Source organism: Amycolatopsis sp. NBC_00348, from assembly GCF_036114655.1.
GTDB lineage: Bacteria > Actinomycetota > Actinomycetes > Mycobacteriales > Pseudonocardiaceae > Amycolatopsis.
In genome coordinates this window covers 10,702,613-10,715,389 of the sequence record NZ_CP107994.1, presented here as the reverse complement: position 1 = coordinate 10,715,389, position 12,777 = coordinate 10,702,613, and the positions used below count along the sequence as shown (strand labels likewise).

Genomic DNA, 12,777 nt, shown 5'->3' with positions numbered 1-12,777 from the left:
CCCCGAAACGGCCTCGCACAGGGGGGTCCCCTTTTTGCACACCAGGCCGCTGACCTGCGGCGATCTACTCCCGCGGCCGCCCGTGGGCGAAGACGACCGTGACGGCGACGAGCGCGGCCGTGAGCACCGCGGTGACGTGGATCGGCACCGGCGTGAACGACGCCGCGACGACGAGCACCGCGGTCACCGGGAAGCCGACCGCGATCGGCCGGCACTCGTTGGCCGGGCCGATGTGCAGCAGCCAGACGCTCAGCAGGAATATCGCGACCGGCACCGTCGTCGCCATCGCCGCGGCGATCGGGCCGACGTCGTGCAGCGTGTGGGTGTCGTAGCCGACCGCCACCTCGAGCCCGGCCCCGACCGCCGCCGCGGACGCGAAGATCAGGTAGTGGCCGTAACCCCAGCTCATCGTCGTGAACAGGGTCGGCCGGCGAACCAGCCGCGCGTGCCCCGGCTGGTCGAAGTACAGCCACCACATGGCGAACACCAGCACCAGGCCGGCCGCGGCGAGCGAGATGAGCCCGCCGACGTGCTCCGCCTCGGCGGCCCCCTCCTTGATCGCGGTGGTCGCGCCGAGGATCACCTCGCCGAGCACGATCAGCGTGAACAGGCCGTACCGCTCGGCGATGTGGTGCGGGTGCCACGTCGTGCCGAACCGGCGCTCCGCCCACAGCGGGACGGCGAGCTCGAGCACGACGAGCACGAAGAAGGCGATGACGGCCGGCGTTCCCGACAGCCACAGCCGGGCGATCCACAGCACCTGGACGGCGGTGATCCCGACGGCGTAGCGCAGGGCGGCGGGCCGGCAGGGCGGGTCCGACCGCGCGGCGCGCAGCCACTGCGTCACCATCGACAGCCGCATCAGCACGTAGCCGGCGACCATCAGCCGGAAGTCGCCCTCGAAGGCGGTCTCCACCCCGGCCGCGACGGTCAGGCCGCCGGCGATCTGCACCAGCGTCGCCAGGCGGTACGGGACGTCGTCGGTGTCGAAGGCCGACGCGAACCAGCTGAAGTTCAGCCAGCCCCACCAGATCGCGAAGAAGACCAGGGCGAAGGAGAACACGCCGTGGCCGATGTGGCCCTCGGCGAAGGCGTGGTGCAACTGCGCGGCCGCCTGGCCGACGGCGACCACGAAACACAGGTCGAACAGCAGTTCCAGCGGCGTCGCGACGCGGTGGCGCTCACTTCGGTCGCGCGCCAGCATCGGCCGGTGCCACAGGCGGATCCGGCTTCCGGGCCGCGGCGGCTGCTCGGTCATGGACCCTCCCGGGCTCGTGCCTGTCGGATCCGGTCATCCCAACATGATCACGAGCAGCGGGAAAGCGCGACACGGGCGAAAAGGACGGGCGGGCCCGGTTCCCCCTCACCCGGGCCCGCCCGCCGCCGTCACGCGCGCTGCGGCCGGCCGATGGGCAGCCCTTCCGCGAGTGCCGGACGGTCCCCCGCGGACGCCGACACTCACTGGACGGAAGGTGACCGAGTGTGTCCACTCCCTCGAACTCCGGACGCTTCGGTCGCTCAGACCGGTCACCCCATCCCCGGGTGGCCGATCGATTGCCACTGTCGGTAGCCGAAGCCGCGCAGTGAAGGCTCCATAAGATCTACCCGGTCGCTCTGCGTAGCACCAGTGCCTTTCCGTGCTCGTCACTCGTTTGGAGCATCGCGAATCTGCGGAAAGTAGTGTCCTAGCCCCGGTGGACGTCCGCGGCGGACGTCTCGGCCCCGCCGGCCGCCCGATCGTCCCCGGAAAGCTGCGCACGGTGTCTCCGCGCCCGCAGTTCGGCCACGGCGAGGCCCAGCGCGCCGCACGTCAGGACGGCCGCGCAGCAGAGGGCGACGGTGAGCGCCACCTGATAGTCCCCCGCCGCGACGACGACCGCGCCGAAGACCGACGCCAGCACGGCCGTGCCGATCGCCGTGCCGATCCGCTGCCCGGTCTGCAGCGCGCCGCCGGCGACGCCGGCCAGCCGGACCGGGACGCACTCCAGCGTCAATGTCGTGTTCGGCGAGATCACCATGCCGCCGCCGACCCCGGCCAGCACCAGCGGCAACGCGAACGCCCAGCCCGCGGCGGCGGGCGGCACCAGTTGGGCCAGCAGCGCGACGATCAGCAGGCCGAGGGCGACCAGCGCCAGCCCGGTGACGGTGAGCCGGCGGCCGAAGCGCGGCACCAGCCGGCCGGCGACGGCCGCGGCCACCGCCGAGCCGAGCGCGAACGGCGTCACCGACAGCCCGGACTGCAGGGGTGTGTAGCCGAGGCCCTGCTGGAAGAACATCGCGAAGACCAGCCAGATCCCGGCGAACCCGCAGAAGTAGAGCGCGCCCACCGCGGCGCCGCTGGCGTACCCCGGGGTGCCGGTGAACAGCCGGGTGTCCAGCAGCGGCGACCGGCCGCGCCGGACCAGCGAGTGCTCCCAGCGCACGAAGCCGGCGCCGAAGACGAGCGCGATGACGAACATCCACCACAGCCGCGCCGGACCGCCGTCGTCGGACTCCACCACCGGGAGCAGGACGCCGAGGACCGCGACGGCGAGCAGCAGGATCCCGACGAAGTCGATCTCCGACCGCAGCTTGAGCCCGCTCTTCTCGCTGCGGGGCAGCAGCCGCAGGGCCAGGGCGAACGCGAGCACGCCGATCGGGACGTTGACGTAGAACACCCAGCGCCAGCCGTCCGGATCGCCGAAGACGGCGAGGATCACGCCGCCGAGGATCGGGCCGACCGCCGTCGAAATGCCGACGACCGCGCCGAACATGCCGAACGCGCGGCCGCGCTCGGGCCCGCGGAAGAGGTCCTGGATCAGGCCGGTGTTCTGCGGCGTGAGCATGCCCGCCGCCATGCCCTGGGCGAGCCGCGCGAGCACCAGCGTCGTCTCGTTCGGGGCCGCGCCGGCCAGCGCGCTGGTGGCGACGAACGCCGCGAGCGCGCCGAGGAACATCTTCCGGCGGCCGAACGCGTCGCCGAGGCGGCCGCCGGTGACCAGGACCAGGCCGAACGCCAGCGCGTACCCCGAGACGACCCAGCGGATCCCGCCGCTGCTCGCGCCCAGGTCGCGCTGGATCGACGGCAGCGCGACGTTGACGATGCTGACGTCGAGCAGGCCCATGAACCCGGCCGTCAGCGAGACGGCCAGCGCCTTCCAGCGCTTCGGGTCGGGTTCGTAGTCGTCCATCGAGGGGCTGACCTCACCGGTGCTCACGGGGCGGGGATACCCACTCAGCAAACACGAAGGGCCGGATCCGCGCGCGGTGTGCGCGGATCCGGCCCGTTCGAAGCCGTGCTCAGGTCGACGCGGTGATCCCGCGGATGCCCTTCAGCTCGCCGATCAGCATCGAACTGACCTTCACCGGGTAGTCGTGGAGCGCGAACACCGTCTGGTTCCGCCCGACCAGCTTGAGGTGGACCATCGTCTCGCCCTTGTGCGCGAGCAGCGTGGAGCGCAGCTCGCTCACCACCGACTGGTCGATCTTCTCCGCCGCGGCCAGCAGGACCAGCGGCGGCTCGTCGTCACCGTTGCCGGTGCCGACCTCGGACAGGTCCAGCGTCGCCAGGCCGCCGCCGAAGATCGACATCTTGTCTTCGCGCCAGTTGATCCGGCCCTTCACCAGCACCGCGTTGTCCTCGATCAGCTCGGAGGAGAACAAGGCGTACGACTTGGGGAAGAACAGCACCTCGAGCGAGGCGTCCATGTCCTCGACCGTGCAGATCGCCCAGGGCTCGCCCTTCTTGTTGACCCGCCGTTCGAGCGACGTGATCAACCCGGAGATGACGAGCTCGCCCTCCCGGGGCGGGTCGGCCAGGATTCCGGCGATCGGCTTCGGGGCGTGCTTGCGCAGGATCCGCTCGGCGCCGTCGAGCGGGTGGGCCGAGACGTACAGGCCGAGCATCTCGCGCTCGTAGGCGAGCAGCTGCTTGCGCGGGTACTCCTCGTCGCCGAACTTCAGGTGCGCGAGCGGCGACGAGGACGGCGCGGCCTCCTCGCCGTCTTCCCCGCCGAAGCCGAACAGGTCGAACTGGCCCATCGCCTCCTGGCGCTTGAGCGGGACGACGGCTTCGACCGCGTCTTCGTGGACCTGGATCATCGACAGCCGCGTGTGGCCGAGCGAATCGAACCCGCCCGCCTTGATCAGCGACTCGATGACCCGCTTGTTGCAGACCACGAGCTCGGACTTGTCGAGGAAGTCGGTGAAGGTGGAGTACTTCCCCTTCTCCGCGCGGGTCTTGATGATCGACTCGACGACGTTCGCGCCGACGTTGCGGACCGCGCCGAGGCCGAAGCGGATGTCCTCGCCGACGGCCGCGAACCGCAGGGCCGACTCGTTGACGTCCGGCGGCAGCACCTTGATGCCGAGGCGGCGGCACTCGGACAGGTAGACCGCCGACTTGTCCTTGTTGTCGCCGACCGACGTCAGCAGGGCGGCCATGTACTCGGCCCGGAAGTTCGCCTTGAGGTAGGCGGTCCAGTACGAGATCAGGCCGTACGCGGCCGCGTGGCTCTTGTTGAACGCGTAGCCGGCGAACGGGAGGATCGTGTCCCAGAGCGCCTTGACGGCCTCGGCGGAGAACCCGCCGTCGAGCAGCGGGCTGGCCTTCATGCCGGCCTCGAAGCCGTCGTACTCGAGGTCGAGGACTTCCTTCTTCTTCTTGCCCATCGCGCGGCGGAGCACGTCCGCGCGCCCCATCGTGTACCCGGCCACCTTCTGGCCGATGTGCATGATCTGCTCTTGGTACACGATCAGGCCGTAGGTGTCGGCCAGGATCTCCCGCAGCGGCTCGTCGAGCTCCGGGTGGATCGGCTTGACCTTCTGCCGGTTGTTCTTGCGGTCGGCGTAGTCGTTGTGCGCGTTCATGCCCATCGGGCCGGGGCGGTAGAGCGCGCCGACCGCGACGATGTCGTCGAACACCGTGGGCTCCATGCGGCGCAGCAGGTCGCGCATGGGCCCGCCGTCCAGCTGGAACACGCCGAGCGTGTCGCCGCGGGCGAGCAGCTTGTAGGTTTCCTTGTCCTCGACGCCCAGGGTGTCGAGGTCGATGTCGATCCCGCGGTTGGTCTTGATGTTGTCGATCGCGTCACCGATGACCGTCAGGTTCCGCAGGCCCAGGAAGTCCATCTTCAGCAGGCCGATGGCCTCGCACGACGGGTAGTCCCAGCCGGTGATGATCGAGCCGTCGTCACGCTGCCAGAGCGGGATCGCGTCGGTCAGCGGGTCGCACGACATGATGACCGCGCAGGCGTGCACGCCCGCGTTGCGGATCAGGCCTTCGAGACCGCGGGCGGTGTCGAAGATCGTCTTGCACTCTTCGTCCGTCTCGACCAGGGCGCGGACCTCGGCGGCCTCGCCGAAGCGCTCGTGCTTGTTGTCGACGATGCCCGAGAGCGGGATGTCCTTCGCCATGATCGGCGGCGGCAGCGCCTTGGAGATCTTGTCCGCGATCGCGTAACCGGGCTGGCCGAAGTGGACCCGCGCCGAGTCCTTGATCGCCGCCTTGGTCTTAATGGTGCCGAAGGTGATGACCTGGGCGACCTTGTCGACGCCGTACTTGTCGGTCGCGTACCGGATCATCTCGCCGCGCCGGCGGTCGTCGAAGTCGATGTCGATGTCGGGCATCGAGACGCGCTCGGGGTTCAGGAACCGCTCGAACAGCAGCTTCTGCGGGATCGGGTCCAGGTTGGTGATACCGAGCACGTACGCGACCAGCGAACCGGCGGCCGAACCACGGCCGGGGCCGACGCGGATGCCGACGCGGCGGGCGTAGCTGATGAGGTCGGCGACGATCAGGAAGTAGGCCGGGAAGCCCTTCCCGATGATGACGTCGAGCTCCTTCTCGATCCGCTCGTCGTAACCCTCGGGCGGACCGGCCGGGAACCGCCAGGCCAGGCCCTTCGCGACCTCTTCGCGCAGCCAGCCGCCCTGGTCGTAGCCCTCGGGCACCTCGAAGAACGGCAGCCGGTCCTTGTGCGAGTAGACGTCTTCGTAGGACTCGACGCGCTCGGCGATCAGCAGCGTGTTGTCCGACGCGCCGGGGACTTCCTTGTCCCAGTACTCGCGCATCTCGGCGGCGGCCTTGAGGTAGTAGCCGTCACCGTCGAACTTGAACCGGGTCGGGTCGTTGAGGGTCTTGCCGGCCTGGACGCACAGCAGCGCCGAGTGCGTGTCGGCCTGGTCCTTGGTGACGTAGTGCGAGTCGTTCGTCGCGATCGGCTTGAGGTCGAGCAGCCGGCCGACCTCGAGCAGGCCCTCGCGGACCGACCGCTCGATCGGCAGGCCGTGGTCCATCAGCTCGAGGAAGAAGTTGCCGGCGCCGAAGATGTCCTTGTAGTCGGACGCGGCCTGGATCGCCGCTTCCTTCTGGCCCAGCCGCAGCCGGGTCTGCACCTCGCCCGACGGGCAGCCGGTGGTCGCGATGATCCCCGAGTGGTTCTCCGAGATCAGCTCGCGGTCCATCCGGGGCTTGCGGTAGTAGCCCTGCATGCTGGCCAGCGAGGACAGCTTGAACAGGTTCCGCAGGCCGGTGGCGTTCTGCGCGAGCATCGTCATGTGGGTGTACGCGCCGGCGCCCGAGACGTCGCCGCCCTCGCCCAGCTCGTCGGACCCGCGCTGGTTCTGCTGCCCCCAGAAGACCGGCTTCTTGTGGAAGCGGCTCTCCGGCGCGACGTAGGCCTCGATGCCGATGATCGGCTTGATGCCGTGCTTCTTGGACTGTTGGTAGAACTCGTCGCCGCCGTACATGTTGCCGTGGTCGGTCATGCCGACCGCCGGCATGCCGAGGCGCGCCGCCTCCGCGAAGAGGGGAGCGATCTTCGCCGCACCGTCGAGCATCGAGTACTCGGTGTGGACGTGCAGGTGGACGAAGGAATCGTTCGACACCAGCGAAAACCTCCCCTAGGTGAATGGGACCGGCGCGCCCGGATCCCTCACCCTAACCCGTGGCACCGACAGTCCTCGCACGCGCTCTTCGCGCTCGATTCTGCTCCTCGCCGGAACGGTTCCGGCGGTGCGACGCGCCACCGCTTCGAGCGGTGATGATCACTGCGCCGGACCGTGATCGGGTGGTCGCCGGGCGGGGTCAGCCGGCGGGGGTGACGAGGCTCCGCGTGGCCTTCGGCGTCACGGCCGGGGCGGCCACGTTCGGGTGAAATGCCGGGAGCGCGGCCTGCGGCGGGGCGTCCGCGGACGCCGTGCCCCACGTCGGGTTCGGCGTCGTGGACAGGTCGTAGGTGATCGTGCCGCCGTTCGCGACGAACGACTCCGAAACCCACGGCTTGGCCGACGGCGAGCCGTTCACGCGCACGCCCTGGACGTAGTAGGTGTCCGCCGAGGCGCGCGGGGCCTCCACCGTGATCGTCGCGCCGTTGCCGCGGTGGACGACCGCGCGCGGGAACAACGGCGACGCGAGCACGAGGTCGGCGCGGCTCGGGACCTGCGGGAACATGCCGAGCGTGGCGAAGACGTACCACGCGGACATGGTGCCGAGGTCGTCGTTGCCCGGCAGGCCGCCGGTGCCCGGGCCGTAGACCGTGTTCACGATCTGGCGGACCGTCTGCTGCGTCTGCCACGGCCGGCCGAGGTAGTCGTAGAGCCAGGGCGCGTTGATGTCCGGCTCGTTGCCCGGGTTGTAGTGGACGTCGTCGACGCCCGACAGCGCCCAGTTGCCCGCCGCGTCGTGGAAGAAGCCGTCGAGGCGCTTCACCGTCGCGGGCGCGCCACCCAGGCCGCCGACCATGCCGGCGACGTCGTGCGAAGCCATCCACGTGTACTGCGCGCTGCTGCCCTCGACGAAGCCCGTGTCCGTCGACGGCTGGAACGGCGTCACCCACGAGCCGTCGGCCTTGCGCGCCTGGACGTACGGGCCGTCGGCGCTCGCCCGCGGGTTGACCAGGTTGCGCCAGTAGCCGGAGCGCGCGAGGAATGTAGAAGGGTCACTGCCGATGCGGGACGCCCAGTCCGACAGCGCGAAGTCGGCGACGGAGTCTTCGAGCGTCTCGGCGGCCGAGCCCCAGCAGTGGCAGGCGTCGTCCGGCGCGTAGTGCAGCTTCAGGTAGTCGGCCAGGCCCGGCCGCTGGCCGACGCACTGGATCGGGCAGCCGGCGTCGCGGGTGTCGTTCGCGGTCGGCACGGTGGCTGCGCGGGTCAGCGAGCCGAAGGCGCCCTGGACGTCGAAGCCGCGGGCGCCGAAGGCGTACATCCCGGCCAGCGCGGGCGCCGACGGGTCACCGGACATCACGTGCGTACCGCCGTTGTCGTGCAGCCAGCGGTCCCACTCACCGCCGTTCTGCCCGGCGAAGTTGTAGAGCGACTGCGCGTAGTCACCCGCCCGGGCCGGGTCGAGGAACGCCAGCAGCTGGACCTGCCCGCGGTAGACGTCCCAGCCGGAGAACGTGCCGTACTGCGCGTGCTGGCCCTTCGCGAGCCGGTGGACCTTCCGGTCGCTGCCGAGGTACTCGCCGGTGACGTCGCTGGCCAGGCTCGGCTGCTGCAGCGCGTGGTACAGCGCGGTGTAGAACGTCGTGAGCTGTGCGTGCGTGCCGCCGCCGAGCTCGATCTTCGTCAGCTGGTCCTGCCAGGCCTTCCGGGCCGACGCGCGGACGCCGTCGAACGTCCGGCCGGCGGGGATCTCGGCGTCGGCGTTGCGCTGGGCGTTGGCGGCGCTGACGTAGGAGATGCCGATCCGCGCGGTGACCGGCCCCTTGCTCGCGTCGAAGCCGACGTAGCCGCCCGAGCCCTTGCCGACGCGTGCGGCGTCCGTGAAGCCCTCGCCGCCGGTCGCGCTGCTCGTGCCCGGCCGCAGGGTGCCGTCGACCCAGGTGCCCTGGCCGGTGATCGGCTGGTCGAAGGTGACGCTGAAGTGCAGCGTGTAGTAGGAGCGCTGGTTCTCCTCGCCGCCGGTGGTGCGGCCGCAGAAGCCGCCCGAGTCGACCGAGCCGGTCACCCGCCGGTGCGCCGCGTCGATGCTGATCGAGGCGTTCGAGCTGCCCGGCAGCGAGTTCGACGTCCGGAAGAGCAGGTTCGCGGGCTTGTCCGCGGGGAAGGTGAACCGGCCGAGCCCGGCCCGGTCGGTGGTGGTGAGGTCCACGCCGACGCCGTTGGCCAGGCCGACGCCGTAGTGGCCCGGCTCGGCGGTCTCGTCGGCGTGCGAGAAGTCGCTGGCGAAAACCTGGTCGGCGCGGTCGGCCGACGGCGACGACAGGACGGCGCCGGGGAACGGCATGATCGGCACGTCGCCGGACGCGCCCGGCGTACAGCCGGTGCCGTTGAGGTGGGTGAGGCTGAAGCCACGCACCCGCGTGACGTCGTACTGGTAACCGCCGGCGGCGCCGGTCCCGTTCTGCAGGCCCTTCGTCGTGGTCGGGCTCCAGGCGATCATCCCGAACGGCGTCGTCGCGCCCGGGTAGGTGTTGCCCGCGTTGGTGCTGCCGATCAGCGGGTCGACGTAGGACGCCGGGTCGGCGACCAGCTCGACACCGGCCGCGGCGGGCGTCGCGAACGGCGTCGCCGCGAGGGCCACCGCTCCGAGCAGGGTCAGGATCTTCCGCGCGGCCATGGCCCGCCCTTCGCCGGTGACGTGCGACAACGTTGTCAGACTGACGCTGCGCAACGCTACGGTCACCCGTTTGCACCCGTCAACGACCCGGTGAACTTCTGTCCGGTTGTCAGGGTGGCCGGTGAAGTGAGCCACAAGCGCGTGGTCCCGCGTTGACACCGCCGCGGCCGGGACCGAGCATCCGATCCATGAACCTGTCCGACAGCCGGACAGCCGGTCCCCGGCGGGTGAGCGCCATGGAGGCCGTGCTGGCCCACCTGCGCCGCCAGATCGAACGCGGCGAGTACGCCGTCGGCGACAAGCTGCCGTCCGAGGCCGCGCTGGGCAAGGAGTTCGAGGTCAGCCGCTCGGTGGTCCGGGAGGCGCTGCGCGGGCTGCAGGCGCTCGGGCTCACCGAGTCGAAGTCCGGCAAGGGCACCTTCGTCACCGCGACCGGGCCCGCCGAGCACCCGGTGTTCGGGCCGTACTCGGCCCGCGACCTGATCGAGGTGCGCCGGCACGTCGAGATCCCGGTCGCCGGGTACGCGGCGCTGCGGCGTTCCGCCGACGACCTCGACCTGCTCGGCCACCTCGTCGAGCGGATGGACGCCGAGACCGACAACACCGCGTGGGTCGCGCTGGATTCGCTCTTCCACATCACCATCGCCCAGGCGTCGGGCAACCCCGTGTTCGGGAAGGTGATCGAGGAGATCCGGGACGCGCTGGCCCGCCAGTCCGCCTTCCTCAACCAGCTCGGCGACCGCCGGCACCGCTCGAACGTCGAGCACCGGGCGATCGTCACGGCGATCGCCGACGGCTCGGAAACCGCCGCGGTCGAGGCCATGACGGCCCACCTGCGGCACGTCGAAGCCACCTTGACCAGCATCGTGAACGGGGACGAGTAGCACCTTGACCGAACAGACTCTCACCCCGGAGACCACCGCCGACGCGGGCGACGCCGGTTACCGCAAGGCCCTGAAACCGCGGCACGTCACCATGATCGCGATCGGCGGGGCCATCGGCACCGGCCTGTTCCTCGGCGCGGGCGGGCGGCTCGCCCAGGCCGGACCGGCGCTGGCGATCGTCTACGCCGTCTGCGGGCTCTTCGCGTTCTTCGTCGTCCGCGCGCTCGGCGAGCTCATCCTGTACCGGCCTTCGAGCGGCGCGTTCGTCTCCTACGCGCGGGAGTTCATGGGCGAGAAGGGCGCGTACGTCGCCGGCTGGATGCACTTCCTGAACTGGTCGACCACCGGCATCGCCGACATCACGGCCATCGCGCTCTACGCGCACTTCTGGTCGTTCTTCACGCCGATCCCGCAGTGGGTGCTCGCGCTGATCGCGCTCGCCGTCGTGCTGACGCTGAACCTGGTCTCGGTGAAGCTGTTCGGCGAGATGGAGTTCTGGTTCGCCATCGTCAAGGTCGCCGCACTGGTGCTGTTCATGGTGATCGGGATCGTGCTGCTGGCGACGCGGACGCCGATCGACGGCGTCGCGGGCGGGCCGCGGCTGATCACCGGGCACGGCGGGATCTTCCCGGCCGGGCTGCTGCCGATGGTCATGATCGTGCAGGGCGTGGTGTTCGCCTACGCGTCCATCGAGCTGGTCGGCGTCGCCGCGGGCGAGACCGAGCACCCGGAGAAGATCATGCCGAAGGCGATCAACTCCATCATGTGGCGCATCGCCGTGTTCTACGTCGGCTCGGTCGTGCTGCTGGCGATGCTGCTGCCGTGGAGCTCCTACACGAAGGAGCAGAGCCCGTTCGTCACCGTGCTGTCGCACCTGGGTGTGCCGGCCGCGGACAGCGTGATGAACCTCGTCGTGCTCACCGCGGCACTGTCCAGTCTGAACTCGGGGCTGTACTCGACCGGCCGGATCCTGCGGTCGATGGCCGCGGCCGGGTCCGCGCCGAAGTTCACCGGCGTGCTGAACCGCAACCAGGTGCCCTACGGCGGGATCCTGCTGACGGCGTCGGTCTGCGTGCTCGGTGTCGGGCTGAACTACCTGGTGCCGAAGGAGGCCTTCGACATCGTGCTGAACTTCGCCGCGATCGGCATCCTCGCGACCTGGGCCATCATCGTGCTCTGCCACCTCCTGTTCGTCCGCAAGACCGAGCGGGACGGCCTGGAGCGGCCGTCGTTCCGGCTGCCGTTCTCGCCCTACACCGAGATCGTGACGCTGGTGTTCCTCGCCGCCGTCGTGGTGCTGATGGGCTTCGACGAGACCGGCCGGATCACGCTCATGGCGCTGCCGGTGATCGCTCTCGCGCTGGTCGCCGGCTGGTTCGCCGTGCGGAAGCGGATCGACATGAAGGCGTTCGACAAGGCGGGCCTGTGAACCACGAACTCCTGGTCGAGCTGGTGCGCGACGGCATGGTCGAGGGCGGGCACCACGGCTCGGTGATCGTGCTCGCCCCGGACGGCACCACCCTGTTCGACGCCGGCGCGCCGGACGCCCCGATGTACCCGCGGTCGACCGCGAAACCGGTGCAGGCCACGGCGATGGCGCGGCTCGGGCTGCGCCTGCCGCCCGCCGGGTTCGCCATCGCGGCGGCCAGCCACTCCGGCGAGCGGATGCACCTCGACGCCGCGGCCGCGGTGCTCGGTGGGCGCTCCCCCGGCGAGCTGGGCAACCCGGCTGACTTCCCGTACGACCCGGTCGAACGCGACGCCTGGGTCGCGGCCGGGCGGGCCCCGAGCAAGCTCGCGCACAACTGCTCCGGCAAGCACGCGGCGATGCTCGCGACCTGCGAGCTCACCGGCTGGGCGGCCGACGGTTACCTCGACCCGGCCCACCCGCTGCAGCGCGCGATCGCCGCCACCTTCGAGGACCTGACCGGCCGCGCGATCGACCGGGTCGCGGTCGACGGCTGCGGCGCGCCGCTGTTCGCGACCACGCTGCGCGGGCTCGCCACGGCCCTCTCGAAGATCGCCACGGCCGCGCCGGGAACGCCGGAGCACCTGGTCGCCGACGGGATCCGCCGGCACCCCGAACTGGTCGGCGGCAGCCGCCGCGACGTCACCGCCGTGCTGCGCGCGGTGCCCGGGCTCATCGCGAAGGACGGCTTCGAAGCCGTCCAGGTCGCGGCCCTGCCCGACGGCACGGCGATCGCGATCAAGATCGCCGACGGCGGCGACCGGGCCCGGCGGCCCGTGCTGGCCGCGGCGCTGGCCCTGTGCGGTGTGCGCGTGCCGCCCGGGCCGGAAAACCTGCGCGTCACCGGAAAACTGGCCGAAGCACTCGCCGTGGGAAGTCCCTGA

7 protein-coding genes are annotated in these 12,777 nt (G+C 70.7%); 3 read left to right on the top strand and 4 right to left on the bottom strand.

What is annotated here, in order from left to right; genetic code table 11:
* Positions 1 to 64: 64 nt before the first annotated feature.
* The 4 genes from OHS58_RS48650 to OHS58_RS48635 form a co-directional block, all read right to left on the bottom strand.
* The gene (locus OHS58_RS48650; protein WP_328646744.1) at positions 65 to 1,258 is read right to left on the bottom strand and encodes a low temperature requirement protein A; all 1,194 of its coding nucleotides are present in this window, start codon (positions 1,256 to 1,258) and stop codon (positions 65 to 67) included.
* A gap of 427 nt (positions 1,259 to 1,685) precedes the next feature.
* Positions 1,686 to 3,170 carry an MFS transporter gene (locus tag OHS58_RS48645; protein WP_326951822.1) on the bottom strand — a complete coding sequence of 495 codons (1,485 nt, stop codon included), beginning with the start codon at positions 3,168 to 3,170 and terminating at the stop codon, positions 1,686 to 1,688.
* A gap of 109 nt (positions 3,171 to 3,279) precedes the next feature.
* A complete protein-coding gene (gene dnaE, locus OHS58_RS48640; protein ID WP_328646743.1) occupies positions 3,280 to 6,867 on the bottom strand; it encodes a DNA polymerase III subunit alpha in 3,588 nt (1,195 codons plus the stop codon).
* A 199-nt stretch (positions 6,868 to 7,066) separates the two neighbouring features.
* Positions 7,067 to 9,607 (bottom strand): GH92 family glycosyl hydrolase, encoded by a 2,541-nt coding sequence (locus OHS58_RS48635; RefSeq protein ID WP_328646742.1) that lies wholly within the window; start codon positions 9,605 to 9,607, stop codon positions 7,067 to 7,069.
* A gap of 170 nt (positions 9,608 to 9,777) precedes the next feature.
* Here OHS58_RS48635 and OHS58_RS48630 point away from each other — a divergent pair, with 170 nt between their 5' ends.
* Genes OHS58_RS48630 through OHS58_RS48620 form a run of 3 tightly spaced genes read left to right on the top strand, consistent with a single transcriptional unit; the run spans position 9,778 to position 12,777 of the window.
* Entirely contained in the window at positions 9,778 to 10,425 is a 648-nt protein-coding gene (locus OHS58_RS48630; protein WP_328649985.1) for a FadR/GntR family transcriptional regulator, read from the top strand.
* Positions 10,426 to 10,429: 4 nt separating this feature from the next.
* The gene (locus OHS58_RS48625; protein WP_328646741.1) at positions 10,430 to 11,854 is read left to right on the top strand and encodes an amino acid permease; all 1,425 of its coding nucleotides are present in this window, start codon (positions 10,430 to 10,432) and stop codon (positions 11,852 to 11,854) included.
* On the top strand, positions 11,851 to 12,777 hold the full coding sequence (locus OHS58_RS48620; protein WP_328646740.1) for an asparaginase: 927 nt from the start codon (positions 11,851 to 11,853) through the stop codon (positions 12,775 to 12,777). Before OHS58_RS48625 ends, OHS58_RS48620 begins: the two co-directional genes overlap by 4 nt.